The organism is Deinococcus cellulosilyticus NBRC 106333 = KACC 11606, assembly GCF_007990775.1.
In the GTDB taxonomy this organism is placed as follows: Bacteria; Deinococcota; Deinococci; order Deinococcales; family Deinococcaceae; genus Deinococcus_C; species Deinococcus_C cellulosilyticus.
Genome location: NZ_BJXB01000005.1, coordinates 115,652 through 135,666 on the forward strand (window position 1 = coordinate 115,652; position 20,015 = coordinate 135,666).

Below are 20,015 nucleotides of genomic sequence, written 5' to 3' on the forward strand. Positions count from 1 at the left end.
TTCATCGCAGAATCACATCCAGCACCGTTCCGGCCAGCATGGTTAAAGCCAGCCAGCTGTTTGCATCAAAAAAGGCGATGTTCACCTTTGTCAGGTCCTTCGGATTGATGATCCGGTGCTCGTACAGCAAGATGCCCCCCATGATCACTGCAGCCAGATAAAAAGCCCAGCTTGTGCCGATCACGTAGCCGGAATAAATCAGCAGGGCAAAAGTCAGGAAGTGGGACCACGCGGCAATCTTCAGCGAATCGGGAATCCCGAAACGGGCAGGGATGCTCTGCACCCGGTTCTTGCGGTCAAAGTCATAATCCTGGGTGGCATAAATCACATCCAGACCAATCATCCAGAAGATGACAACCAGCCACAGCGCAATTGCTCCAGGGTGCCACATTCCAGTGATGGCGATCCAGCCCCCTGCTGCTGCGGCTCCATCGGTCACGCCCAGCCACGCATGGCACAACCAGGTGAAGCGTTTGGTGTAAGGGTAGAGGATCAGGAAAACCACGGCGATGGGAAGCAGCTTGAGGGCAAGCGGGTTGAGTTGTGCAGCTGCAAACCACAGCACCCCCAGCGAAACCACCGTCAGAATGACCGCCTGAACAGGTTTGATTTTCCCACTGGGAATTTCCCGTTTTGCCGTTCTCGGATTGGCTGCATCAATGCCAGCATCAATCAGACGGTTGGCGGCCATTGCAGCGGTGCGGGCTCCGGCCATCGCCAGGGTGATCCACAGGAACTCCAGAAAGGTGGGCCACCTGCCCTGCGACTGTGCAGCAAAGAACATGCCTGCATAAGCAAATGGAAGGGCAAAGATGGTGTGTTCGAACCGGACAAAGTCCAGGTAGGTTTTCAGTCTAGCTTGCACCCTAAAAGCATAAGGCAGAATCTTCCTAAAATGGAAACCATGAAGAGACGTGCAGGTTTATCAATTGGACAGAGGATTTTTCTGGTGCTGGCCATTCTGGTGGGTGGATATCTGTTTTTCGGGATCAGCAAGTATTTTCGGGTGGTGGCTTTTCAGGGCAATTCCATGGCTCCATCGCTGTATCACGGAGACCGCATGGTGGGGCTTTATCCCGGCTCTTTGCAAAGGGGAGATCTGGTGTACTTTCAGATGCCAGAAAAAGCTTTTGAAGCGCTGTACGGACCAGCACAGATGTTGGGTGTAGGATCTGCATTCCGTCCGTATTTGATCAAAAGAATTGTCGGTCTTCCTGGAGATGTGGTGCATTTTGAGCAGGGACAGGTTTTTGTGAACGACAGGTCCATTCCAGATGCGCAGGTCAATGCCTTCTGGAGAAAACAGGGGTGCTTTGACCGGAGCAGTGAAGGGGCCAATTTTGCCCTGACAGGGATGCTTTCCGGTGAGGAGCCACAGAAGAAAATCACAGTGCCTGACGGGCATTACTATGTTCTGGGGGACACCCGCCAGGAAAAGGGCAGTGAAGATTCCAGATTCTTTGGGGTGATTGCACAGCGGGACATTCACAACAAGGTTGTTGCAGTGGTGTGGCCTCTCTTTCGCGCTCCGGAGGCGCAGGGGCTCTGTGGAATGCCTTCATATCCAGGTGCTGTCAAGTTCACTGGAGCATCTTCCTGGTATCCACACCTGTTGAAACGCTGGGATTTCTGACTCGTGCAGAGGTGCCCTGTGGGCTTCTTTCTCATCCAACTACCTTGCTTCTCAAGATACTTGTGTTGCAAGATACTCACATGGATTCAAACACCAAACTGATGGCCCTGGATCTGGTGCTGCTCAGTGTGCTGGAAGACCGGCCTGCGTATGGCCTGGAAATTCTGGAGCGCATTCAGGCCCGCACCGGTGAAAATTATGATTTCAAGGAGGGAAGCCTGTACCCGGCCCTGCACCGCATGGTGAAACAGGGATGGCTGGACAGCACCTGGGAGGAATCCCAGAAGGGTGGAGCCCCCCGACGCTACTACAGCCTCAGTGCACCGGGCAAGCAGGCCCTGGAGCAGAAAAAACTTGAGTGGGCCAGATTGCGACAGGCCATGGACGGCCTGCTGGGGGGGGTATGACCTTTTCAAACCGCATGAAAAAGTACCTGTTGCAAGCCACCAGAGGTCTTCCTTCCTCTGAACGCCCCCTGATCATGGCCGAAATGAAAGGCCACCTGCTGGACCGCATCGAACAGTACCAGCAGGAAGGATTCACCCGGGCCGAGGCAGAAAGCATGGCCCTGGAACGTTTCGGGTCCCAGCATGGACTGGCCCTCAAGCTGAGTTTTGCCCACTGGACCCTTCCTGCAGGATGGACCACCCTGGGCGTGACCCTGGCATTGCTCGGGGGAACCGTCTGGAACATTGCCCGTGCCCAGACCCCGCAGAAAACGGCCCAGGCCCTGCAGTCTGTCCCTGCTCAGGGGACCCTGGGAGAGGCAAAAAAAGGCCTGAAGATCCAATATCACCTTGCCGAAGGCCGCACCCTTGACCAGAGCCTTTCCGCTCAGGGCGTGGTGCAATACCGGGTGTTCAATCAGGCTGCTGCAGATTGTCCATCAGGACAGCAGACCGTGCTGGATTTGCAGTGGTCAGATGGTCATTATCAGCTTGCTGAATGCCAGACAGGTGCAGGACAGCTTCAGCAGTCAGGCAGCACCATCACATGGAGCAACAATCAGACAGAATTGCAGGTGCGCACAGAGTGAAAACGCTCAAAAAAATCTGGGATCTGGTCAAGGAATTCGTCATTGTGATCCTGGTGACCACTTTCGTCTTCTCGTTTCCTGCCGTGAGCGGCAACAGCATGCTGCCCACCCTGCGCCACGGAGAGCGCATGTTCATCCCCAAATACGAAACCTTTCTGCACCGCATGGGCATCGGGGAATTCAAGCGGGGAGACATCATCGTGTTCAAACCTCCAGCCGACCACCGGAGTTCCTGGATGGCTTTCCCCAGCCGTGAAGTGACGTGGTGGCATTTCATTCCTTACTACGTCAAGCGGGTGGTGGCTGTTGGAGGAGACAATGTGCGCATTGAGCAGGGCCGCGTCTTCGTGAATGGGGAGGAAGTGGACTTCAGGACCATCGAGAACTTCTGGACAGAGCAGGGATGCTGGGAAAACCAGCAGGATGCCATTGCAGCAAACCACATCCGTGCGGATGACCAGACCGGGTACCACACCAAAATTTTTACAGTGCCACAGGGGCAGTACTTTGTGATGGGCGACAACCGTTCCCCTGGTGGCAGTGAGGATTCCCGTTTCTTCGGGCCGGTCCCACTGGACCGCATTGCCGGAAGGGTGAGCTACATGCTCTTTCCGCTGTGGCGCAAGACAGAGGTGGCAAACGCCTGTTTCAAACCGGAGTACAGCGGTTCCAGTGAGCTGAACCTGCGCAAACCCTGAAATCCCAGACAGCCAGAACCCCTCAGGAAAACCTGAGGGGTCTTTTGTTCAAAAGTTCAGGCCTCTTCGTGGTGCTCTCTGAGGTAGGCCATCACGCTGCGGTCCAGTCGGAATCCCAGCGATTCATACAGACGCCGTGCACTGGACTCATGGTCGTGAGCACGGGCTTTCAGGGTCATGATGTGGGGCTTCAGGAAGGCATCGTGAATGCTGTATTGCAGCAGCAGTTTTCCATGCCCCTGCCCTCTGAATGCTGGGTGAACAGCCCAGTAGGCCAGGGTGGCCTCGTCATCATCAAACTCCAGCTCGGCAAAACCAATGGGCGTACCGTCCTTGCACAGCACCATCAGCTCCACATTTTCCTGGGCAAAGTGGGTGCGGTATTTTTCCTCGGTCCAGGTGAGGCGCTCCGACCACACGTCCTCACTGCTGCGGTACAGCTCCAGGTAATCCTGAAAGCTGATCCGGAAAGCAGGCATGAACTTCATGCCATCTGGCAGGAAGGGGAGGCGCTGTTTCTGGGGCCTGGGCATGCTGTAGAAATCCGTGCAGTGCAGGGCACCAAAGCCAAGGTCCTCAAGGGCTCCCCTGACCTCCTGATTCATGTTGGAACAGAAGGCATACACAGGCTTGTGGGCTTTTTTCAGGACAGCCCTGAGAATGCTGCGGGTGTAATCCGAACTGTCCCCCAGGGGACCTTCCAGCAGAAACCCATCTTTGTAAGGATTGAGGGAAGCGTAAGCCCGGACAGCACCGGAGTCATCTTCCAGCACCAGACACTGCTCTCCGGTGACCTCCCAGCTCAGGTCCTCGGGGGTGCGGGCCTCTGGACTGAAGACCTCACGGTGGGGACTGGCATCCATCCAGTCCAGCAGGGCAAGAATGTCGGTGGTGTCAGTGGGTTTCACCTGGCGAATCAACATGACCACTCTCCCAGGGCAGCGTTCCGTGCCCGACGGACAAGAGGCGAACAACCTGATTTCCAATGGTGCCTGAACAGGGCACAAAGCAGCAGGGACTTCTCGATTTTGAGAAGAAGAAACCTGAAAACGGGGCTTTGAAGGGCCAATGCCTGTGTTCGGTTGAATCACTGAAGCGTAAGGTAGACCCATTCTACCCCTAAAATTTGAAGAAGATGTGACATGAATGCAGGGTATTTAAATGCACCGGGTAGAAACTTTTCTCATGGAAGGTGGGGCCTGCATCTTAAGATCTGGTGTTGGTTCTCTTACTATTCTGAGGTGCAGATTCGCTATACTGATGGCATGACCCTCTAGGGTTACGACGAGACGCCCCCCAACAAACATGTGTTTGTGGGGGGCGTTTTCGCTTCAAAACCCTGGAACAGGCCTTTTCAAGGCCTGGATCTGGTCAGATGGCTGTGATTGGCAGGGGAAACCCAGCCGAGCAGCGCTCAAAGGGGGTGCCGTGATGCAAGATTGGATCACACGCGCAGACGCACTTGAGATCGACACCCGGGATTTTGTTCTCAAACGTGCACACCAGACGCTACGGGACGTGATGTGGGAAGGCCGCTACGACATCTGCGAGCATGCCATCCAGCACGCACGTGCCCAGGGTTTCATGGAGCCGGACATTGTGCAGGTGCTGCACACCGGCCGCATCCGGGCGGTGTACCCGCAGGACCGGAGGTGGCTGGTGATGGGGTACTTCCACTCGGTCAACCTGAAACTCCCGCTCCATGTGGTGGTGGACTTCCACCACAAGGACCACTGGATTGATGTGGTGACCGCCTACGTGCCCAGAAACCCCCACCAGATCCTCAGCCGCTCACGGGTGGCCCTGATGCTGCGTTTCGACAACGGTCAGGTGAAAACCAAACAGGTCCGGCCCGGTGCGCAGAAAGGCAAGTGGAAACGCTCCTCCTGAAGGGCCATCAGCCGTCAGCTGTCAGCCATCAGCACAACAGCTCAGAAGGTTCACCTCGCGACAGGCACACCCAGTAAACGCACACAGAAGGGGAGAAAATTCTCCCCTTATACTTTTTCCATGGCACAAATCATTCGAACCGCAGAAATCAAAGACCTTCCTGCCATCGCGAAAGTCCACACGCAGAGCTGGGTGGAAACTTATGCTGGACGCATCCCAAATGAAGTGCTGTCCCAGCTGACCTACGAGCGTCGCCTGAACCAGTGGGAACGCAGGCTGGGAGACCAGCTGCGAGAAGTGCTGGTGCTGGAACTCGATGGTGAAGTCGTGGCCTTCTCACACGCCGTGCATCATCCGGAAGAAACCCTGGGCACAGAAGCCGAACTGGCCTCCATTTACGCCCTGAAAGCCCACCAGGGCAGAGGTTTTGGAAAACAACTGATGAAGGCCTCTGTGGAGCGACTTCATGATGCTGGCGTGAAGACCCTGGGTTTGTGGGTCCTGAAAGACAACCCCACGATTGGGTTCTATGAACGCATGGGCGGACAGCACCATGCCGAGAACAGCATGCGCTGGTTCGGCCATGACCTGCCCGTGCTGGGTTACGTCTGGAAAGACCTCTCTCCCATTCTGAATGCCTGATGGACACCTCCATGCATTATTGTGACTGTGAGGATTTGCAGGAGGCCATCTCAGAAGGGGCCATCCTGGAACTGGTCTTTGCCCGCTCTGATGCAGAGGTGATCCTTTATGCCATTCCACACCCTTCTGGCCTGGAGGATGACGCCATCAGCATCCGGCACTGTCCTTTCTGTGGGAGGATGTTTGCCAGCACCCCCTACATGGACCATCTGGCCAGACAACAGGAAGAGAACCGCTTGAAGGGATGAAAGCTGTCAGCATTCAGACCTCCAACTGCACAGCCTGAGCAAAAGCATTTCGGCCTTTTGCCCTCGGCTCTCGGCTTTTGGTCCTCTGCCCCCCTCATCCAGCTTCCAGACCCTGCTGAGCTATACTGCTAGGCATGATTCGAGCGGACACCATCGTCGCCATCTCCACCGCCCAGGGTGAAGGGGCCATCGGGATTGTCAGGCTGTCGGGGCCCCGGGCACTGGACATTGCAGACCAGATTTTTGCAGGGAAACGCGTCCCATCCAGAACCCGAGGGGGGCGTTTCCTGTACGGTCGTTTTCTGGACAGGGCTGGAGAGACCATCGACGAGGGCATTTTGCTGGTCTTCAAAGGACCCAACTCCTACACCGGAGAGGATGTGGTGGAGTTGCAGACGCACGGATCGGTCAGTGTGCTCGGAACCCTGCTGTCCCGCTGCGTGGAACTCGGGGCGCGGCTGGCCCAGCCCGGAGAATTCACCCTCCGGGCCTTTCTGGAAGGCCGCATGGACCTCAACCAGGCTGAGGCGGTCAATGCCCTGATTCACGCCCAGACCGACACTGCACGCAGGCAGGCCACGCTGGGCTTGCAGGGTGCCCTGAGCCAGCGCATGGATGACATGGCCTTCAAACTGGTCCGCACCATGAGCGCCATTCAGGCGATGCTGGATTACCCTGAAGAGGGGGTACCTGAAGAGGACCGCATCACCCCACTTCTGGAAGTGCAGACAGAGCTGCAACACCTTCTGGACACCGCAAAGGCAGGAAAAATGGCCCAGCAGGGGGCCAGACTGGCTTTGCTGGGACGCCCCAACGCTGGAAAAAGCAGCCTGCTCAATGCCCTGCTGGGTTACGAGCGCAGCATCGTCACGCCAATTGCTGGAACCACCCGCGACTATCTGGAGGCGCACATGGAACTCGTCGGGGTGCCCATCACCCTGATTGACACCGCCGGGGTGCGCGAAACCGAGGACGTCATTGAGGCCGCCGGAGTTGAAAGGGCCCTGAAACTCGGAGAGAACGCCGACCTGGTGCTCCTGCTGGAAGACGCCTCACAGCCCAGAGAAGATCTGGAGGTGGCGGTTCCCGAGGAACGCCTGATCCGCCTGCAAACCAAAATCGATCTCGGGCAGGTCTGGCACGACAACCGCTACCAGCCTGTCTCTGCTGTCACAGGTGCAGGCCTCCCCGAACTCCGCGAACGCCTGCGTGAAACCCTGCTCGGCGACCCCTCCCGCAACGAAGTCTGGCTCTCCAGCGAACGCCAGGTTCAGGCCGTGACCTTCGCCCTGGAGCATGTCCAGAATGCCCTGTCCCTCCCGGATGAACTCGCCAGTTATGAAATTGAACTGGCACTGGGGTATCTGGCAGAACTGAGCGGCAAAAATGTCTCTGAGGAGGTCATTGACCAGATCTTCAGGAATTTCTGTGTGGGGAAGTAGGCCCAGGGCTCAGGGACGAGAGCCGAGAGCGCAACCGAAAGCCCATGCTTCTGCTTTGATGTGCAGGAGCAGCGTATGGATGCACTTGATGGCAGATTGGCTTTCAGCATTGGAATGGCCTTGCAGACTGCACAAGAGCACAGATCTCTCCTGAATTTCCTCTTGACACCATCAATCTGAAAACTCACCTTGCTCTCGGCCTGCTTTCAGCCTTCTGCCAGATTTTCCCCAATGCTGAACCCCCCAGCCCTCTGCTGTTTGCTGTTTTGCATCAGGGCTTCAGCCCGCTGTAGTACGGCGTCTACACCCTCAGACGGCAGGGTGGGGGTGAGGCCCATGCTGGCGGTCACATGGAGGGTCTGGTGTTCCACATGGATGGGTTTTTGCAGGTTGTTCTGCACGCGGGTGGCAATCATGGAGAGGATGTCTGGAGTGAGTTGCCCTCCGAGCACCAGAATGAATTCGTCTCTGGAGAGGCGGTACACCCGGTCCTGTCCGCGCAGGGATTGCCTCAGGCGGATGGCGACCTGTTTGAGCAGCAGATCCCCCACCTGGAAACCGTGTTTTTCGTTGATGCTGCGGAAACCGTCAAGGTCGAGGTACGCCACCGAGCAGTTGTGGTCCTTGATGCGGCCCTGCAGGTAGTCGTAAAGGGCGTTGCGTTCCCCTTCCTCGCGGGTCTGCTCCTGGTAGACTTTCGCTTCCAGACCGAACTGGTGTTGCAGGTGGTGGGTGACGTCCTCGATGATCAGCAGAATCCAGTCCTGGCTGGGGAGGGGGACGGCAGTCACCTTGAACCACACCTGTCCATCCCAGCGCATGAACACGTTTCCCTTGTGGATTTCGGGGATGGATTCATCGTGCAGGAAGAGGGTGGTGCTGAAGACCTCTCCTTTGGTCCACTGCACTCCGGTGATGCTTTCTGCCAGACCGTTGAATTCCATGACATGCTCGGTGTTGTCCAGCAGAATGAAACCGTCGCTTCCGTATTGCAGGATGGCTTCAACTTCTTCTGCAAGGGTGGAGCGTGCTGCCGGGACCAGTCGGCGCTCCAGCAGTTGCAGGGTGCGTGAAGCATAACGCCGGAGGATTTCGGTGTCCCGCACGGTCCAGATGCGGACTTCACGGCTGAAGACACAGAGGGTCCCGATGGAGAGGCCCTCAGGGGTGCTGACAGGCACGGCCAGAAAGGAACGCACCCCTGCCTGATCGAGCAATGGGCTGGGTCTGAGCCTGTCCTCCTGGGTGGTGTCGAAGACCATCAGGGGGGTGTGGGTGAGCAGGGTGGCACCACACAGGGCCTGCGCTCTGGGAAGTTCAGTCATCTGGAAGCCCACGGTGGCCTTGAACCACTGGCGCTCTTCATCCATGAAGCTCAGGTAGGCCCCATCTGCACCCACCATGAAAGCCAGATCGTCGACCATCTGGTCGTAGTCTTCTTCTCTGGGGGTGTCCAGAATGCTGTAGGAATGCAGTTTTTCCAGACGGTGCTGTTCGGGGGCGTCGTACCTGTGGTGCTGCATTCAGGGTCTCCTTCGCACAAGCAGGGCAAGATGTTTTTCATGTTACCCGATGGGCTCTTTCAGAATTCTGCTCTGAAAAGCACGTACCTGCGGATGATCTCACTTCCATAAATGTGACTCAGGCGGGTGGAACTGTTGCTGTCATGCATCAGGGCATGAATGATGGTCGGGATGCCTGCCTGCTGTGCAGCACGGTTGAGGAGGCCTGTCAGGTAACGTCCGAGCCCGGCATACTGGCGTTCAGCAACGACCGCGATGGTCTTGGCAATGATGCGGCTTCTGTCCAGCGGATCAGGGTAGGCCAGAAAAAACCCCACCATGCGTCCCTCATGTTCGGCCAGGAAGATGAATTGAGTCGGCAATTGCTGAAAAACAGGCAGGTAAAGGCTGCGAAACACCTGTTCAGGGATGGGGGAGAAGAAGGGATTGCCCTGGAAAGCCTGCAGGCTGAGCTGGTGGATGCTGGAGATGTCCTGTTCGAGCTTCTCAGGGAGCACCCCTCTGACGGTCACCCCAAGCTGGCGGAATTTCTCCTCCAGATCCTGAAACCTGGGATCTTGCACGTCCGATGGGGCACTGCTGGACAGGTAATGCCAGCCCTCCTGAAATCCAGCCTTCTGAAAATAAGACAGGTACTGTGAAGGTTGCCAGGGCTCACCAAAGAAAGGCTTCCCATCTCCGAAGTCTGAAACCAGACGGTATTTGAACCAGGTGTTGCCGTTCATCGGACCCACCACCGAAGACAGCCCACGTTGCTGGGCCTCTTCTTTGACGGCGTGCAACACGGCGAGGGCTCCTTCCTCACTCAGGGCATCGAAATGTCCAACTGCACCAGAGTCCCACAGGGCCGCTCTGGCGGTGATGTGCCCATTTTCCTCAAAGCCAAAAAGCACAGAAGGGGCAGGAGCACCCGCACGGGGGGGAAGGTCGGGGTGTTCAGGGAGGGTGGGATTCACATGCAGGGTCATAAGATCACCAGTCCAAGCAGAGACGAGAAGGCGGCAAACGCACTGTGGTACTCCAGGCTGCGTTTCCTGAGCCGGTACGACAGCACTGCAGGAAGCAGGCAGGCCACCACGAAAACCAGCAGGCGGGAAACTGAAAAAGGACCTCCCAGAGCCAGGTAAGGGGTGAAAAACAGCAGGACGATCAGGGGCACTGAACCCATCACCTGCCTCAAATCGGGCAGGCTGCGTCCACTCATGGCGGCGGCCTGGGTGGCAATGGACAGCGAATACACGTAAAACAGGGGCTGGGTGGGCACGGGTGCCATTCCATAAATGCTGATCAGCATCCAGATGGTGGGAGGGATGCACACCACCGCCACATTTTTGACTGAACTGCTGTGCATCCCCAGGGGCCTTCGCAGCACGATGTAGCAGACCAGCAGAATGACCGGAGCCACCAGCCATTTGACCCCAGCAATGCTGTACACGATGAAGCCCATCAGGATGGCAGCCATCAGGCCCCCGTGGTCCAGACGGGTCTTTTTTCTCAGGCTGATGGTGACCAGCGCGATGCCCAGAAGCCCGAGCAGGTCATACACCATCGTCATGGGTGGATCACCCACATGACCCCGCAAAACCACCAGGGTGCCATAAGGAATAAAAAGGTTGTCGAGACCTTCCCAGGAGATGGCTTCGATGATCATGATCACCAGACCCACCAGCACGGCAATCAGGAGGGATTCCAGCCGACCTGTGGCATTGGAGAGCAGCAGGGGAATGTGGGTGGACAGGAAAGCCACCAGAAAAAAAGCCGCACTTCCCTCCAGACTCTTCTGGTCTTTGGCCACGAAATAACGGGTCTGCCCGTAACGCACCCCGATCAGGGCAGCGAGGGCATCTGCCAGGGTCAGGACCAGCACGGGAACCATGAAATAGATGGGCTCTGGAGCCAGCTGGTAGATCAGGGCGATGCTGATCAGAAAATACACGTCTCCGAGGGACACCCGTTCCACGCTGTTGAGCACACTCCCCAGGGCTTTGAGGGGCTTGAAGAACTTCTGCAGCAGCAGCATGATGATGGCCAGACTGCAGGCCAGCCAGACGGCTTTTGAGTCCTGCAGCAGCACCGGAAAGGTCAGGGCCACCAGACCCGTTGCAATGTGCATCAACTTGCGGGCCAGCTCAGGGTGCGGATTGACCCGTTTCTGCCACCATTTCAGGGCCAGCATGCAGCCGACCAGCATCAGCAGGACAATGGGGACGTTAGGCATGGGGATCTTTACACACGCTCTTCCACCACAAACCGGGAGTAGAAGAAAGCTCTGTCCTGATGGTGCAACTGCTGGGACAGTTCTGCCAGAGGCCGGAGCAGGTGGGGGAGGTTGGCGCCGTCCCTGGGCACCATCATGTTCCAGTACACCAGTCGGCCTCCGGGGCGGGTGTGCTCTGCAAGCGCCGTGAGAAGTGCATCACTGGTTTTTTCTGGCATGTACTCGAAGACATCGCTGAGGTTGAAACCATCCCACAGACCCTCCTCGCGCTGCACGAAAGTCTCCAGACTGCACACCTCATACCGCAAGCGGTCCAGGTTGTTGCGGATCACATCAAAATTCTCCGGGCGCAGCCAGAAGGGGAGCGTCTGGTCGTGGCGTCCGGTCAGAATCCAGTGCAGGTAGGGGTTTTCGGAAGGATCGAGTTCCACGAGGGCATGCCGGGTGCGTTTGATGATGTTGTCGCCGAGGTTGCCCTCTGCAAAGGCAAAGAACTCCGGGTCCCGTCCCAGTTTGCCCATCACGGTTCTGGAGAAGAAGAGGCGCATCAGCAGTTTGAACCGCCAGTTCATGAAGCGGGTCTCGAAGAACACCTGTCGTCCAGCGTGATTTTTCGGGTGAAACAGTTGCCGGATGTCGTATCCAGAGAGCAGGAAAGGCAGGATGAAGGTGCGGAAGGTGGAGAAGTACCGTTCGAACTTGCCGCCGCTGCCCACCCCTGCACGGATGATGTGTTCCTGCAGGTCCCAGAACTGCCGGGCCCTTGGCGAGAGGGCTTTTCTCATTTTGGTGTACAGCCCGAGCCTGCGGTCTGAAGGCACTGAGCCAATGATTTCAAGAAGTTGCTCATGGGACAGTGTTTTGAGGGCAGCAATGCGGAAATCCAGACACAGGGTCTGCACCTCGCTGAGGTCCAGGGCAACCACTTCCTGGGGGTTCAGGGTGAGCATGGAAAGGGCATTGTCCCCTGCGGAACACACAGACACAAACCTGCCTCCAGACAGGGGTTTCAGGGCTTCCAGCAGGATGTCGGCGTCTTCCCAGACCTGGGCGTAGCGGATGAAGTCAAAGCGGGCTTTCTGCTCGATGTGGCTGCTCATGCGTGCTCCTCCTGCAGGGCCTGGCCCTCTCCTGCCCGGCGAATGCGTTTCACCACACCTGTGGAACCGTCCAGTTCCACTTCGTCCCCGTCCTGCAGCCATGCGGTGACTTCTGGAATCGACACAATGCCAGGGATGCCCAGTTCCCGCGAAACAATGGCCGAGTGGGAAAGCAGGCTTCCCCGTTCCACCAGCAATGCACGGGCCAGCGGCAGAATGATGATCCAGCCAGGATCGGTGCGTTCGGCCACCAGGATGGTGGGTTCGGAGAGGTTGATGGTGCGGGGGTCACGGACCACACGCACGGTCCCACGAACCACCCCGGGAGAGCAGGGGATGCCCTGCCTTTCGGTGGACGACAGGGAGGAGGAGCCTGCAGGTTTCAGGCTCTGGCGGTACACACTGCCTGCTGACCTGAAGCGCCTGGGCAGAGAGGGCTGGGCGCGGTACACCTCAAACTCTGCTTTGCGGGCCTGGGCCAGCACCCTGAAGTTCAGGGTCACGGCGGTGCCCTCGGCGTAACCCAGCAGTTCATCCACGGTCAGGTAAAAGACATCCTCCGGGTCATCCAGCAGGTTCATCTTGACCAGTTGTGCGCCCATGCTGCGGAAGATCTTGCGGGCCTCCCCGAAAACCCGGGTGCGCTCGAAGCGCATGTTTTCCCTTTCCCGCACGCATTCTCTGGCATGCCTGAGCACCCAGAAGAACAGGCGTTCCCTCCAGCCGCTCAGTTTTTCACGGGCGATCTGTTCTGCCTGCTCGCGGCGGGCCCTGGCGTCATGGGCCACAGGCGGGGTGAGGGCCAGACGGGCCACCATGCGGGCGAGCATTTCGGGTTCATCCTGCAGGGTGAGGCTCTCAAGTTTCAGCTCATCCAGGCAGCGCTCCCCGAACTCACGCAGGTAGGTGTGAAACTGGGTTTGCAGTTCAGGTGCTGCCCCAAGGGCCTGCAGAATTTCTGCTCTGGAGCCCTGCTGGAAGACTTCCAGCAACCCGGGTTCACTTCTCAGGAGGGAGGCCATCTCTTCAAGTTTCTGCGCTGGAACCGCAGAGATCATCTGGCCCTCTGCGGACACCAGATCGTTCTGCAGGGCTCCGCCGCTGTCCGAGAGCCATTTGCTGCACAGTTGCCTGAGCACCCCATAAAAGATCATGGCAAAAAAGTCATTGGACAGGGGGGCATCCCAGCGGTTGAGGAGTTCGGCTTCCAGGGTGCGGTAATGGTCGGCAAGTTGACCGTAACTCATGGCCGGAAGGTGCTTGCGAACCCCCAGTTGCTTTTTCAGCCGGGTGTAGAAACGGGCACGGGACCCGGGGAGTTGATTGAAGGTCCAGCCCAGTCCTGCCACTGTGCGGAGCAGGTACAGGGTGTCTCGCAGGGCACCGTTGGAGGTCTGCACTTTCAGTTCTGGCGGCATGCCATCTGCAACACCCATCATCTGCTCCATGAATCTGCGGTTGATGCTGAATCCCGGAAGCATCCCGAGCACCCGGTACCAGTTGCTGAGGTTGTAGTAGATGCGGCCCTGCACCAGTCCGATCATCACGTCGAACACATGGCCGTTTTGCAGGATGCTGCGCTCAGGCACCCCGAGCATGCGCACAAAATGGCGGTACACGGTGCGGTAGGCCCGGGAGGCAAAGGAGAAGGTGAGGGGGGTGGTGACCCCGCTGTAACTCTCGATGATGTTGCTGTTGTCCCACCATGTTACGGTTTCCAGCGTGGTGATGGGTCTGGACTGCAGCAGGAACACCTGCCCTTTTTCGATGGCCCACTCAATGTCCTGTGGCATCCCAAAAAAGGCTTCACTTTTTCGGGCAAGGGCAGCAATCTGCTGGACCTGTGCATCGGTCAGGATGGGGTTCCCGGGTTTCTCGATCTCGCCACTGTCCAGCAGGGTGTAGGTCTGTCCGTCTTCCTCACCAGAGACCAGACGGTCCCCGAGGCCCTGGATGGCAGAGATCACACACCGGGTGCGATCCGAGGTCACGGGATCGGCGCTGAAGCAGACCCCGGCAGTTTCAGCCTGAACCATGCGCTGGATGAGCACCGCAGGGACTCTTTTGCCCCCCGTCATGCCCTGTTCTCTGCGGTAGGCCTCACTTCTGGCTGCAAAACCGGAATGCCAGACCTTCAGGACGTGTTCCGGCACCTGATCGGTGGGGACATTCAGAAAAGAATCAAACTGGCCTGCAAAAGAGGCCTGTGCTCCATCTTCATCCAGTGCGCTGGAACGCACGGCCCACAGTTGCCCTTTCAGGTGGGAGAGGTGTTGCATCAGGCTGTTTTTCAGAGACTCAGGAAAAGAAATGCCTGAGAAATTCCCCTCTACCACAGCCTGTTTCTGTTCGTCTGAAAGCAACTGGAATGCGTCTGGAGGGATGACCAGCCATGCTGGGATGGGGAAAGCCTGACCGAGTTTGGCCAGGGCTCTGGCTTTGCCACCCACAGGGTGTGAGGATGCTTCTTGGGAATTCAGGATCATGGAAACCTCGCTAAAGACAGGTACATCAGCACAATCCACAGGGCGCTGAAAAGTTCAACGTATTTCAGCAGGGATGCACTTTTGCGAATGGCGGCCAGCATGGCGAAAGGAAACATCAGCAGATAAAAAACCGAGAGAACCACCCATCCTCCGTGAAAATAACCCAGGGCAAAGACCCCGACACTTCCAGCCAGAAACCAGGTGAAAAGCGCCCGTTCGATGCCCCAGAGGGCACTGTAGGTCTGTACACCCACCTCTTCTTTTTCTGGAGGCCGGATTTTGCGACCAAATTCCAGGAGTGCCCCGCCGGACAGGCTGACAATGAAAAGCACCCAGGCCTGTCTGGGCCACTCCAGATCCCACACGAAACTCGCAGCATAAAGCTGGATGAGGCCGACAATGGGGAGGTGGGAAAGCATGTAGAGCAGGGGTTGTTTCTTCAGAAAAGCCGGATTGAAGAACTCAAGTCCCATCAGGATCATGTAGATCCAGCAGACCAGCAGCACCGTCAGGGAGGGGTAATTCCAGATGTAGGTGGCGGTCAATTGGACCCCTGCAACAAAAAGGGCCACATTGCGGAGTTCTCGCAGGGTGATCAGGCCTCTGGGCACCGCACGGTAAGGACGGTACTGCCGGTCCTCCTCAAAGTCCTTGTACTCATCAAAGACCCGCAGCTGAAAAAACAGGCCCAGAATCAGGGGGGCCACCAGCAGCACCCCACCGGGCCGGACAGGCTGATCGCTGGCAAAGGTCAGCACGGACCAGGTGGTGAGGAGCACCAGGGGGAAGTGTGCCAGCAGCGGAAAACGCTCTTTCTGGTACGTCAGCCAGCGTTGCATGGTTTAACAGTAACAAAAACTTTGCTGAGGATATTTTTTTCGGTCACAGTGGGAGCCATCAGCGGTCAGCATTCAGCCCTCAGCACAGAAAGCCTGAAATGCTGAAGCGTTTGCTGAGCAAAAGGAACAGAATGAATTGCTGAAATTCTTCTTTGTTGGTTTGAAGAACGGGAGATTCTGGGAAATACTGTGCAGAAAAAGCTTGCCAGAAGTATTTTCTGCGCTGCAGCAAGCCTTCTGCCGTATTGCTGAAGGCTGATGGCTGACTGCTTTCCAGGCGCATCCTATTGACAGCAATTCAATTGTATGCAATTAATATAGGTGCCCAGAGGAAGGAAACACCTTCCCGTTCATTCACGAAACACCAAAGGAGAACACCATGCCCGTAAAAAGCGCAGAAGCCACCTGGAACGGAACCCTCAAAGAAGGCAAAGGCCACCTCAAACTGGAAAGCGGCGTCTACGAAGGCGGTTACACCTTCGCTTCCCGCTTTGAAGATGGCAAGGGCACCAACCCTGAAGAACTCATCGCTGCAGCCCACTCTGGCTGCTACACCATGTTCCTCAGTGCCCTGCTCAGCGAAAAAGGCCTGAACCCCGAGAGGCTGCACACCACCGCCAAGGTGCACCTCGGCGCGGGTCCTGCCGTCACCAAAATTGAACTGTTCCTCGAAGCCCAGGTGAGCGGCATCAGCGAAGAGGACCTGCGCGCCACCGCCCAGGAAGCCAAGGAGAAGTGCCCCATCTCCAAACTCCTTGCCGCCGTTCCTGAAATGACCCTGGACATCAAAGTCCTGTAAGCGCCAGAAGTCAAAACCTCCAGAATGTTCTGGAGGTTTTTTCTATTCCCTGAGGTTCACCTGTTTCAAAGCTTCCCGCAGGTCACGCAACTGCTTTTGCAGGGATGCTGCCTGGGCAGGGGTGATGCACATCATGCAGGCCATCTGCCCGGGGATCTCCTGGGCCTCCTGTTTTTTCTGCCAGCCCAGATCGGTCAGGGCAATCCCCACTTCACGCTCGTCGTGTTTCAGCCTTGTGCGGGTGATCAGGCCCATCTGCTCCAGCCTTTTCAGAAGGGGAGATAGGGTCCCGGAATCGAGCTCCAGCCTGAGGCCCAGGGATTTCACGGTGTGCTCCTTGCCTTCCCACAACAGCACCATCACCAGATACTGCGGATAGGTGAGGTTCAGGTGTTCCAGCAAAGGCTGATAAGCCCGGGTGATCAGGCGTGAGGTTGCGTAAACATCAAAGCACAGCAGGTCTTCCAGGCCTGCAAAAGCTTCGCCGGGGTTGGAAGTCTGCTGCAGTTCACTCATGCCCTGATTATAGGACAATTCAATTGTTTCCAATTGAATATTGTTCAACAGTCCTGTTTGCCACGAAAGTGGCCTAAGCGCTCTGGCTGTGGTTTCCCTTTGCACCAGACTTTAAACTTTAAGCACAGGGTCAGACCACCCCAATTCGCACTGGAGCGAACCATGATTCATTTTTCCATTCTGGGACAGCCCGGCCAGGACAACGCTGTGCTTTCCACCATCAACACCAGTCAGAGCATCCACCGCATCCTCTTTGATTGTGGAGAAGCTGTTCTGGAGGGCATTCCCTATTCAGACCTGCAGGCCATTGACCACCTGATGTTTTCCCACCTGCACATGGACCACATCGCTGGATTTGACAGTTTCTTTCGAGGCGTTTTCAATCGCACCAGCAGAGAAAACCACATCTGGGGACCACCCGAGACTGCACGCATTCTGCAGCACCGTTTTCAGGGCTTCTGGTGGAACCATGCCGCAGATCTCGACGCTGAATGGCTGGTCCACGATGTGCATGAAGACCACATCGAGACCACCCGCTTCCTTGCCCATGAAGCTTTTTCTGTGGCCCATCCTGAGCCTGCACGGCCACACTCTGGTGTGATTCTGGAGCACGAGGCATATACGGTTCAGGTGATCCCCCTGTCCCACCATGGGATCAGCCTGGGGTACAGGGTGCAGGAGAAACCCAGAACCAACATCGACATGCAGAAACTGAACGAAATGGGCCTCAGGCCTGGACCCTGGATGCAACACCTGAAAAATCCGCAGTACCAGGAGGAAACGCTGGACATTGCAGGTGAGCCTCACCCTACACAGGACCTGAGGGCCGCCCTGCTGGTGGAACGGGAACAGGGCTCTCTGGCCTACATCACCGACCTCCTGATTGATGAGGTGGCCAGAACAAAGCTCATTCCTTTTTTAAAGGGCATCGAGACCCTGATCTGTGAAAGCCAGTTTCACCCTTCTGACCTGGAACTGGCCCTGAAAAACCACCACACCACACCAGAACTGGCGGCCCAGCTGGCACAGGATGCTGGCGCGAAAGAACTGGTGCTCTTCCATGTGTCCCAGCGTTACCGACCAGAAACCTGGCGTGAAATGCTGGAACTGGCTCGACAGATTTTCAGAAACACCAGGTTTTCAGAACACTGGCCCCTGTAAAAAGTCCTCTGTGCCAGGCAGAGGGTCTGATTCAATGGCTCTGAAAAACTTCAGGATTCAGTTCGATTTGATGGACCAGTTTGAGGTGGGCTCCAGCCGCAAAATGAACCCCCCGCCCTGCACAGGACATCACAAGCCTGTTGGGGTGCTCCTGGGGAGTGGTCCGGTCCAGGGTGAATTTCTGGCTGGAGATGTCATAAGCAACAAAGGGAGCGAACATGTTTTGTTTTGTTCCCACTGGCTGCACCTGCACCCGATTGCCGCTGCATTTGACCAGATACGGCTTCTCGTGCAGAACAATCCCAATTCTGTCCCCTTCAGGTCTGATTTCCACAAGGTAGGGATCTTTTGAGGATTGAGCTGCAGCAATAGAACAGATAAACATCATCAGAGCAATTTTTTTCATACAGCTTCACTTTAGCAGGGGTTCTGGTGTTTCTGGATCAGGGGTTTCTGGAAGTTGGATGAGAAACAGCCTGTGAGAGACGCTGGAGCAGGAAGGCACGGTAGTCTTCTTTCATGGGAAGCTGGTCTTCTTGCATCAGGACCTGCCTTTGCACCAGCACTTCCTCATGGGTCAGAGGATTGAAGCCCTGCTTCTTTGCCTGTCCTCTGTAGAGGGCCACTCCTCTGCGTTGCCAGAGCGGTGTGCTGTTGAAATTGATCCCGTGCGTGAAAAGCATTTCGTTTTTGAATGCTGCATCCGTCCCGTTCAGCATTCGGGTGACTTCCTGGGCCGATTTTCCAGACTGGCGCAGGGTCCAGTAGGCCCACCCCTGCAGGGCACAGCGCGCACTGTCCTCCTGCCTCCACAGAAAATAATCCAGCACGTCCTCCAGGCTGGCTCCCAGCCAGATGCGGCTGTCAAATTGCACCGCCTCTCCCACCTGCAGGCTGAAGGTGCTGCCTGCCAGACTGGCAGAAAGCGAGAGGGTTTTTTCCAGTGAACGCCCATATCCTGCCCAGGTGGGAGGCAGCAGAATGGAGATCTCATCGCTTGAGGTCCAGCCGTAGAAACCATGCAGGTCCTCCATCAGGGCTTCTGCGGTCTTCACCATGCTGTTTTTGAAGGCAGCATCAAAAGGCTTCTGGAAGTTCTTCTGGGTGAATTTTGAAAATGAACGCCCATCCAGACGGACCACCACCCACATGCCTGGGACCAGTGTGAGCCCATGGAAGTACTCCTTCTGGCGCATGTTGCTGTCCAGATCGGTTTTTTTGTTTTTTTTCATGGTTTCTCCCAGGGTGAGACGATAAATGTACCCGCTTGCAGTTGAACGTAAAAAAGACGATCAAACCCTTCCTGCAAAGAAGGCAGCTGCAATTTGCTGCTGGTGGCCCTGACGCCCACCTCTGGAACCACACGCTCACGCTTTCTGTTGCGTTCCAGGCAGGTTTCCAGCTTCGATTGAAAGTAATACCCGGTGGTGCTCGCACCAGCATTTCTGGCCTGTTGCAGGATGCCTGCTCTGTCCTGCACGGTGGGATTTGTGTTGTCGATGACCACCGACTGTCCTTTTTCCAGGGCTTCTCTGAGCTGTTTTTGCTGTTTGAATTGCCTGTTGTGCTTCCAGAGGTCTTTGCTGAGGTGCAGGTGGGTGGCAGCAAAGCGCTGCTGATAAAAGGATGTCTTTCCAGAGGCCTGTAATCCGATCAGCACAACAACTTCCATGTCAGGCACTGTACAGAAACCGGGGGGTTCTGGCATGGGCGCTTTGACGTAAGCCCATCTGCCATTCGGACCCTCGCTTACAGAGTTTTCTGGTCGCAACCTGCTACAGTTG

The 20,015-nt window shown here is 56.6% G+C and carries 22 protein-coding genes; 10 read left to right on the top strand and 12 right to left on the bottom strand.

All coding sequences use genetic code 11. The features are described 5' to 3' along the window. Position 1 precedes the first annotated feature (1 nt). Positions 2-865: a menaquinone biosynthesis prenyltransferase MqnP gene (gene mqnP, locus DC3_RS07115; protein WP_246130583.1), complete on the bottom strand. Its 864-nt coding sequence runs from the start codon at positions 863-865 to the stop codon at positions 2-4. Positions 866-904: 39 nt separating this feature from the next. Here mqnP and lepB (DC3_RS07120) point away from each other — a divergent pair, with 39 nt between their 5' ends. From lepB (DC3_RS07120) to lepB (DC3_RS07135), 4 genes are all read left to right on the top strand, one after another. Then, positions 905-1,633, top strand: a complete 729-nt coding sequence (gene lepB / locus DC3_RS07120) for a signal peptidase I (RefSeq protein ID WP_186815894.1) — start codon at positions 905-907, stop codon at positions 1,631-1,633. Positions 1,634-1,713: 80 nt separating this feature from the next. Further along, positions 1,714-2,040, top strand: coding sequence for a PadR family transcriptional regulator (locus DC3_RS07125; protein ID WP_246130585.1), 327 nt, complete (start codon positions 1,714-1,716; stop codon positions 2,038-2,040). Next, entirely contained in the window at positions 2,037-2,669 is a 633-nt protein-coding gene (locus DC3_RS07130; protein ID WP_146883460.1) for a permease prefix domain 1-containing protein, read from the top strand. The genes DC3_RS07125 and DC3_RS07130 overlap by 4 nt, the downstream gene beginning before the upstream one ends. Then, positions 2,666-3,367, top strand: a complete 702-nt coding sequence (gene lepB / locus DC3_RS07135; protein ID WP_186815895.1) for a signal peptidase I — start codon at positions 2,666-2,668, stop codon at positions 3,365-3,367. The genes DC3_RS07130 and lepB (DC3_RS07135) overlap by 4 nt, the downstream gene beginning before the upstream one ends. 56 nt (positions 3,368-3,423) lie before the next feature. On the opposite strand, the gene DC3_RS07140 is transcribed toward lepB (DC3_RS07135), so the two are convergent. Further along, positions 3,424-4,290, bottom strand: a complete 867-nt coding sequence (locus DC3_RS07140) for a GNAT family N-acetyltransferase (protein ID WP_186815896.1) — start codon at positions 4,288-4,290, stop codon at positions 3,424-3,426. Positions 4,291-4,798: 508 nt separating this feature from the next. Between DC3_RS07140 and DC3_RS07145 the strand changes: the two genes are divergently transcribed. The 4 genes from DC3_RS07145 (at position 4,799) to mnmE (ending at position 7,589) form a co-directional block, all read left to right on the top strand. After that, positions 4,799-5,257 (top strand): DUF4258 domain-containing protein, encoded by a 459-nt coding sequence (locus DC3_RS07145; RefSeq protein WP_146883466.1) that lies wholly within the window; start codon positions 4,799-4,801, stop codon positions 5,255-5,257. 120 nt (positions 5,258-5,377) lie between these two features. Further along, the gene (locus DC3_RS07150) at positions 5,378-5,899 is read left to right on the top strand and encodes a GNAT family N-acetyltransferase (RefSeq protein WP_146883468.1); all 522 of its coding nucleotides are present in this window, start codon (positions 5,378-5,380) and stop codon (positions 5,897-5,899) included. Next, on the top strand, positions 5,899-6,147 hold the full coding sequence (locus DC3_RS07155; protein ID WP_146883470.1) for a hypothetical protein: 249 nt from the start codon (positions 5,899-5,901) through the stop codon (positions 6,145-6,147). Before DC3_RS07150 ends, DC3_RS07155 begins: the two co-directional genes overlap by 1 nt. Before the next feature lie 134 nt (positions 6,148-6,281). Then, positions 6,282-7,589, top strand: coding sequence for a tRNA uridine-5-carboxymethylaminomethyl(34) synthesis GTPase MnmE (gene mnmE, locus DC3_RS07160; RefSeq protein ID WP_146883472.1), 1,308 nt, complete (start codon positions 6,282-6,284; stop codon positions 7,587-7,589). 206 nt (positions 7,590-7,795) lie between these two features. Here the strand turns inward: mnmE and DC3_RS07165 are convergent, their stop codons facing one another. The 6 genes from DC3_RS07165 to DC3_RS07190 are packed head-to-tail and all read right to left on the bottom strand — an operon-like array spanning position 7,796 to position 15,755. Next, complete coding sequence (locus tag DC3_RS07165) at positions 7,796-9,112, bottom strand: sensor domain-containing diguanylate cyclase (RefSeq protein WP_146883474.1); 1,317 nt, start codon at positions 9,110-9,112, stop codon at positions 7,796-7,798. 59 nt (positions 9,113-9,171) lie between these two features. Beyond that, complete coding sequence (locus DC3_RS07170) at positions 9,172-10,080, bottom strand: GNAT family N-acetyltransferase (RefSeq protein ID WP_146883476.1); 909 nt, start codon at positions 10,078-10,080, stop codon at positions 9,172-9,174. After that, positions 10,077-11,330 carry a diacylglycerol/polyprenol kinase family protein gene (locus DC3_RS07175; RefSeq protein WP_146883478.1) on the bottom strand — a complete coding sequence of 418 codons (1,254 nt, stop codon included), beginning with the start codon at positions 11,328-11,330 and terminating at the stop codon, positions 10,077-10,079. The genes DC3_RS07170 and DC3_RS07175 overlap by 4 nt, the downstream gene beginning before the upstream one ends. An 8-nt stretch (positions 11,331-11,338) precedes the next feature. Next, positions 11,339-12,430 (bottom strand): BtaA family protein, encoded by a 1,092-nt coding sequence (locus DC3_RS07180; RefSeq protein WP_146883479.1) that lies wholly within the window; start codon positions 12,428-12,430, stop codon positions 11,339-11,341. Beyond that, positions 12,427-14,916 (bottom strand): PEP/pyruvate-binding domain-containing protein, encoded by a 2,490-nt coding sequence (locus DC3_RS07185; RefSeq protein ID WP_146883481.1) that lies wholly within the window; start codon positions 14,914-14,916, stop codon positions 12,427-12,429. Before DC3_RS07185 ends, DC3_RS07180 begins: the two co-directional genes overlap by 4 nt. Then, the gene (locus tag DC3_RS07190) at positions 14,913-15,755 is read right to left on the bottom strand and encodes a UbiA family prenyltransferase (RefSeq protein WP_146883483.1); all 843 of its coding nucleotides are present in this window, start codon (positions 15,753-15,755) and stop codon (positions 14,913-14,915) included. Before DC3_RS07190 ends, DC3_RS07185 begins: the two co-directional genes overlap by 4 nt. 379 nt (positions 15,756-16,134) lie before the next feature. Here DC3_RS07190 and DC3_RS07195 point away from each other — a divergent pair, with 379 nt between their 5' ends. Beyond that, the gene (locus DC3_RS07195) at positions 16,135-16,554 is read left to right on the top strand and encodes an OsmC family protein (RefSeq protein WP_146883485.1); all 420 of its coding nucleotides are present in this window, start codon (positions 16,135-16,137) and stop codon (positions 16,552-16,554) included. Between the two features lie 42 nt (positions 16,555-16,596). Here DC3_RS07195 and DC3_RS07200 read toward each other — a convergent pair whose 3' ends face one another. Then, positions 16,597-17,070 carry a MarR family winged helix-turn-helix transcriptional regulator gene (locus tag DC3_RS07200; protein WP_146883487.1) on the bottom strand — a complete coding sequence of 158 codons (474 nt, stop codon included), beginning with the start codon at positions 17,068-17,070 and terminating at the stop codon, positions 16,597-16,599. Between the two features lie 162 nt (positions 17,071-17,232). Here DC3_RS07200 and DC3_RS07205 point away from each other — a divergent pair, with 162 nt between their 5' ends. Beyond that, on the top strand, positions 17,233-18,231 hold the full coding sequence (locus tag DC3_RS07205) for an MBL fold metallo-hydrolase (protein WP_146883489.1): 999 nt from the start codon (positions 17,233-17,235) through the stop codon (positions 18,229-18,231). Positions 18,232-18,262: 31 nt separating this feature from the next. Here the strand turns inward: DC3_RS07205 and DC3_RS07210 are convergent, their stop codons facing one another. The 3 genes from DC3_RS07210 to DC3_RS07220 all read right to left on the bottom strand — a co-directional run bounded on the left by DC3_RS07210 (position 18,263) and on the right by DC3_RS07220 (position 19,903). Further along, the gene (locus tag DC3_RS07210) at positions 18,263-18,565 is read right to left on the bottom strand and encodes a hypothetical protein (RefSeq protein WP_146883491.1); all 303 of its coding nucleotides are present in this window, start codon (positions 18,563-18,565) and stop codon (positions 18,263-18,265) included. Positions 18,566-18,674: 109 nt separating this feature from the next. Further along, on the bottom strand, positions 18,675-19,463 hold the full coding sequence (locus DC3_RS07215; protein WP_146883492.1) for a tRNA(His) guanylyltransferase Thg1 family protein: 789 nt from the start codon (positions 19,461-19,463) through the stop codon (positions 18,675-18,677). Next, on the bottom strand, positions 19,460-19,903 hold the full coding sequence (locus DC3_RS07220; protein WP_146883494.1) for an ATP-binding protein: 444 nt from the start codon (positions 19,901-19,903) through the stop codon (positions 19,460-19,462). The genes DC3_RS07215 and DC3_RS07220 overlap by 4 nt, the downstream gene beginning before the upstream one ends. Between the last annotated feature and the right edge of the window lie 112 nt (positions 19,904-20,015).

Bases quoted from the DNA above. Each gene is read 5' to 3' on its own strand.
- DC3_RS07165 (WP_146883474.1), bottom strand. From the start codon at position 9,112: ATGCAGCACCACAGGTACGACGCCCCCGAACAGCACCGTCTGGAAAAA.
- DC3_RS07180 (WP_146883479.1), bottom strand. From the start codon at position 12,430: ATGAGCAGCCACATCGAGCAGAAAGCCCGCTTTGACTTCATCCGCTAC.
- DC3_RS07155 (WP_146883470.1), top strand. From the start codon at position 5,899: ATGGACACCTCCATGCATTATTGTGACTGTGAGGATTTGCAGGAGGCC.
- DC3_RS07220 (WP_146883494.1), bottom strand. From the start codon at position 19,903: ATGGAAGTTGTTGTGCTGATCGGATTACAGGCCTCTGGAAAGACATCC.
- DC3_RS07190 (WP_146883483.1), bottom strand. From the start codon at position 15,755: ATGCAACGCTGGCTGACGTACCAGAAAGAGCGTTTTCCGCTGCTGGCA.
- DC3_RS07150 (WP_146883468.1), top strand. From the start codon at position 5,378: ATGGCACAAATCATTCGAACCGCAGAAATCAAAGACCTTCCTGCCATC.
- lepB (WP_186815894.1), top strand. From the start codon at position 905: ATGAAGAGACGTGCAGGTTTATCAATTGGACAGAGGATTTTTCTGGTG.
- DC3_RS07195 (WP_146883485.1), top strand. From the start codon at position 16,135: ATGCCCGTAAAAAGCGCAGAAGCCACCTGGAACGGAACCCTCAAAGAA.
- DC3_RS07145 (WP_146883466.1), top strand. From the start codon at position 4,799: ATGCAAGATTGGATCACACGCGCAGACGCACTTGAGATCGACACCCGG.
- DC3_RS07215 (WP_146883492.1), bottom strand. From the start codon at position 19,463: ATGAAAAAAAACAAAAAAACCGATCTGGACAGCAACATGCGCCAGAAG.
- DC3_RS07205 (WP_146883489.1), top strand. From the start codon at position 17,233: ATGATTCATTTTTCCATTCTGGGACAGCCCGGCCAGGACAACGCTGTG.
- DC3_RS07140 (WP_186815896.1), bottom strand. From the start codon at position 4,290: ATGTTGATTCGCCAGGTGAAACCCACTGACACCACCGACATTCTTGCC.
- DC3_RS07175 (WP_146883478.1), bottom strand. From the start codon at position 11,330: ATGCCTAACGTCCCCATTGTCCTGCTGATGCTGGTCGGCTGCATGCTG.
- DC3_RS07200 (WP_146883487.1), bottom strand. From the start codon at position 17,070: ATGAGTGAACTGCAGCAGACTTCCAACCCCGGCGAAGCTTTTGCAGGC.
- DC3_RS07185 (WP_146883481.1), bottom strand. From the start codon at position 14,916: ATGATCCTGAATTCCCAAGAAGCATCCTCACACCCTGTGGGTGGCAAA.
- DC3_RS07125 (WP_246130585.1), top strand. From the start codon at position 1,714: ATGGATTCAAACACCAAACTGATGGCCCTGGATCTGGTGCTGCTCAGT.
- DC3_RS07130 (WP_146883460.1), top strand. From the start codon at position 2,037: ATGACCTTTTCAAACCGCATGAAAAAGTACCTGTTGCAAGCCACCAGA.
- mnmE (WP_146883472.1), top strand. From the start codon at position 6,282: ATGATTCGAGCGGACACCATCGTCGCCATCTCCACCGCCCAGGGTGAA.
- DC3_RS07170 (WP_146883476.1), bottom strand. From the start codon at position 10,080: ATGACCCTGCATGTGAATCCCACCCTCCCTGAACACCCCGACCTTCCC.